The following is a 3236-nucleotide window of genomic DNA, read 5'->3' as shown; positions in this document are numbered from 1 at the left end:
GGCATAATGCAGGGGGTTTTAAAAATAGAGAAAACTCTTAACAACCTGAATATCAAACAAAAATGGTTTCAGGTCATAAACCCTGAAACCATTGATATATCTGGCTGGTGCCGGGAACCGGAATCGTTTAAAACTCATAACGGTATTTTCTTTGTTTTGGACGACTTCTTCAGTTGCCGAAGAGCCTCTAATTTGCTCATTTACCTTAATTAATTTAAGCAATTCTTTATCTGAGCCCGTTGGATCTGGCCAAAAATAAATATGTACTTCGCCTTTATCGGGATCAAAGCGCAACTGCCTAATAAAGTATCTAATCGCCATCCTCTTTTCTCTGTTTGGCGTCTTTGGAGATAGTAATATAGTCTCAAGGTTTTGGACCTGCGCCAGGACTGTCGCTTCATCTAACTTTTTTACTTCAGGCTGCTCGCGCTTTAACTCATCTAATTCATTCTCCAGGGATTGTTTTTCGTCTTGGAGTTTCTCCATTTGTTCTAAAAGAAAGGGAATAGTTTTTGAGCCTTTGCCTTGCTGAATAGCATTCATTATATTGTTTATTGAGTTTTCGGCTTCAAGGATAGTTTTTTTTATATAGGTTTCTGCTTTTTTTAGATCTTTATTATTCTCGTTCAGTATATTATTTATTTCCTTCACAACGAGCTTTATTTTTTGAGGAGTGAACCTTGATTTGATCGATTTTAAAACCTTAATTTCAAGCTCGTCCTTTTTTATGGCAACGCCTTTGCTACACCCAGCCTTCCCTTTATTTTTGTAGTTAGCGCATAGATAATATAAGTGCTTTGCTACTTGCTGACCGTTGATTGAGCCACCACAGTGCATACAGATGAACATAGGCTCTCCAGCGGCATTGTTTCCACTGAAAAGATACTGACTATCTTCGCTCCTATTGGTCCTGGCATTGGGGTTTTTTCGTTTCTGTACAATTGGCCCCATAGTAGTTTTTAGCTCTTCCCATTCAGTATTGTTGATGATTGCTGGATGGGCATCCTCAATTAGTACCCAATCATCTTCATCCTTCCATTTCTCTCCGGTGCCACGTAAGTTTCTGCCGGTACGATTCCAGTAGTATATGCCGGAGTAGACGCCCTCAAGGGCCCTCATGCATATCTCTCTAATCGTAGTCGTTGACCAGGGTTTATTCTTGCTATTTAATATAGGCTTTGATGTACCGTTGAACTTAAGTTCATTTGAGTTTAGATGGTCCCGTATTTCTCTGTATGACATTCTTTTTTTCATCCATAAATCAAGCACAATATATCTAATTATTTTAGCCCGCTCTTGGCAAACCTCCCAGAGCAGCTTTATAATATCTTTTCCCCGAGAATCTTTTCCCCGGATAACTCTTTGGTTCTGGTACCCGTCTGGAGCAATACCTCCGTTTTTATAACAATATCCCGTCTCAGGGTCCCTGGTTGCAGCATTCCGCATCATGCCTTTGGTTGTATGATATGCCGTTTCTATACTCCTGGCCTCGTCTTTGGTTTCACTAATACCTTCAAGCCAGATGCCATGGATGCTGTTACGGTCATACTGGGGTTCGCTGACGCCTACAACCTGTACACCGTGCTTGCGGAGATCTTCCTGCCATACAACCCGGAGATACTTCCTGCGTGCAAACCGGCTCTTTTCATCTACAAGAAAGTATGAGACACTATCATTTGTCTTCGCGAATTCAATCAAGTCCAATACTCGCGGATCCTCATCCATGCCCCGGTACGCAGAGTGCGATATCTCCTCCCACTTTAACACAGTTATATTATTCTTGTCCGCCCATTTTTGGATACGCTCACGCTGTTCCGGTATGGACAGTCCTTTAGTAAACTGGTCTTCGGTAGAAACCCTACAAAGGGCCACTGCATATTTCTTGTTATGGGAAGAAGCTCTGGGAGTTCTAAAATTTACGATAGTCACTATATCACTCCTATAAGAGAATAGCTGAAAGAAAAGCAGCCGCGGCTGCTTGTAAGTTATTCTACTTTTATAGATGCCCCCTGTAATTTAAGGTACTGGCCTTCTTTTACAGTTATATACCTTTCACCTTGAAAATTATCATTTGTTACAATAGCATCAAATAGATGCGTACTGTTTTTACTGATTTCAACATATGACATGAGTATCCTCCTTTATTTTCTTATTCCCCATGGATACCCTTTATAATCCAATATATCTATTTATTCTCATCGCCATAAGCGTTATATTCAATTTAAAAGTGAGGGTAACACAAATCCTTAACTCATTTGAGAAGCTGAGGGTTTCTTTTTTTCGATTTCCTTATCTTCCTCCTTTCGCTCTTTCTGTTGGGTAGGTGCGTCTATGGGCTTTACAAAAATTATACATTTGCCATACCTATAGACCTTGACCCCCTTTGCCATTTATCTCACCTACCTTTATCTTATGCTTATACGAACATCTGTTCGTATAAATATTTTACCACTTACAAAAGGTAAGGTGAAGGAGTTTTCTTTTACAAAATTCGACAAAGTTTTTTATTCATTTTTCATGATTTTATAGTTGGGATCCTTACTTAGCTCTTCTACGTATTTATCGGCTTTATCATCAGTATCTTTGATTTTAATCTCCAATTTATTGTCTTCTTCGACGAGACCAGAGATCATCTTAACAACAGTTTTGATGTCATCCTTTTCCACTTTAGGAAGTTGCTTAAGTATTTCCTTTAAGTCTTCTCTATGTGTAAATTCTTTTAATAATTCCAATAGTTCAGGATCGTCGCCGGAAATCGACTTAATAAGTTCATAGTCTTGGGGATTACGCATGTCCGTCCGCCCCAGGAGATAGTCCACGGAGACGTTGTAGAAATCGGCAAGTTTGCGCAAAATATCTTGAGGCGGGAACCTCTCTTCGCTTTCATAATATCCTACAGCTCTATCCGAAATTCCCAAATAATTTGCTATATCCTTTTGGGAATAGTCTTTTTCAATCCTTAGTTCTTTCAGCCTTTTACCAAACAAAGGTATCACCTCTTTAAGGAAATTATAACATAATGTTCGATTGATTAAATTAACATGAACAAAAAGTTCAAATTATGCTTGACATAGAACATTGAGTTCGGTATAATAAAAACATCAACTGAACAATATGTTCGAACAGGAGGTGACACTATTGAATAAACTACGTGAGCTTAGGGATAAGAAAGGGCTTACGCAAGAAGAAATTGCTAATGTTTTAGGTATAAATTCTCAATACTATTCGATGCTTGA

General features: G+C 38.8%; 5 protein-coding genes. 1 reads left to right on the top strand and 4 read right to left on the bottom strand.

Translation table 11 applies throughout. The annotated features are described in order from the left end of the window. Positions 1-18 precede the first annotated feature (18 nt). The 4 genes from HPY74_20520 to HPY74_20505 all read right to left on the bottom strand — a co-directional run bounded on the left by HPY74_20520 (position 19) and on the right by HPY74_20505 (position 2987). Positions 19-1929, bottom strand: coding sequence for a recombinase family protein (locus HPY74_20520; GenBank protein ID NSW92992.1), 1911 nt, complete (start codon positions 1927-1929; stop codon positions 19-21). Between the two features lie 56 nt (positions 1930-1985). Further along, complete coding sequence (locus HPY74_20515) at positions 1986-2129, bottom strand: hypothetical protein (GenBank protein NSW92991.1); 144 nt, start codon at positions 2127-2129, stop codon at positions 1986-1988. Positions 2130-2246: 117 nt separating this feature from the next. Further along, the gene (locus tag HPY74_20510) at positions 2247-2390 is read right to left on the bottom strand and encodes a hypothetical protein (protein ID NSW92990.1); all 144 of its coding nucleotides are present in this window, start codon (positions 2388-2390) and stop codon (positions 2247-2249) included. Positions 2391-2504: 114 nt separating this feature from the next. Next, on the bottom strand, positions 2505-2987 hold the full coding sequence (locus HPY74_20505; GenBank protein ID NSW92989.1) for a helix-turn-helix transcriptional regulator: 483 nt from the start codon (positions 2985-2987) through the stop codon (positions 2505-2507). 151 nt (positions 2988-3138) lie between these two features. Here HPY74_20505 and HPY74_20500 point away from each other — a divergent pair. Then, positions 3139-3236: helix-turn-helix transcriptional regulator (locus HPY74_20500; protein NSW92988.1), on the top strand; the 98-nt coding region annotated here is incomplete at its 3' end.

The organism is Bacillota bacterium, assembly GCA_013314855.1.
Taxonomy (GTDB): Bacteria; Bacillota; Clostridia; order Acetivibrionales; family DUMC01; genus Ch48.
Note: the sequence above shows the minus strand (reverse complement) of the source record. Positions and strands in the feature narration are given on the sequence as shown.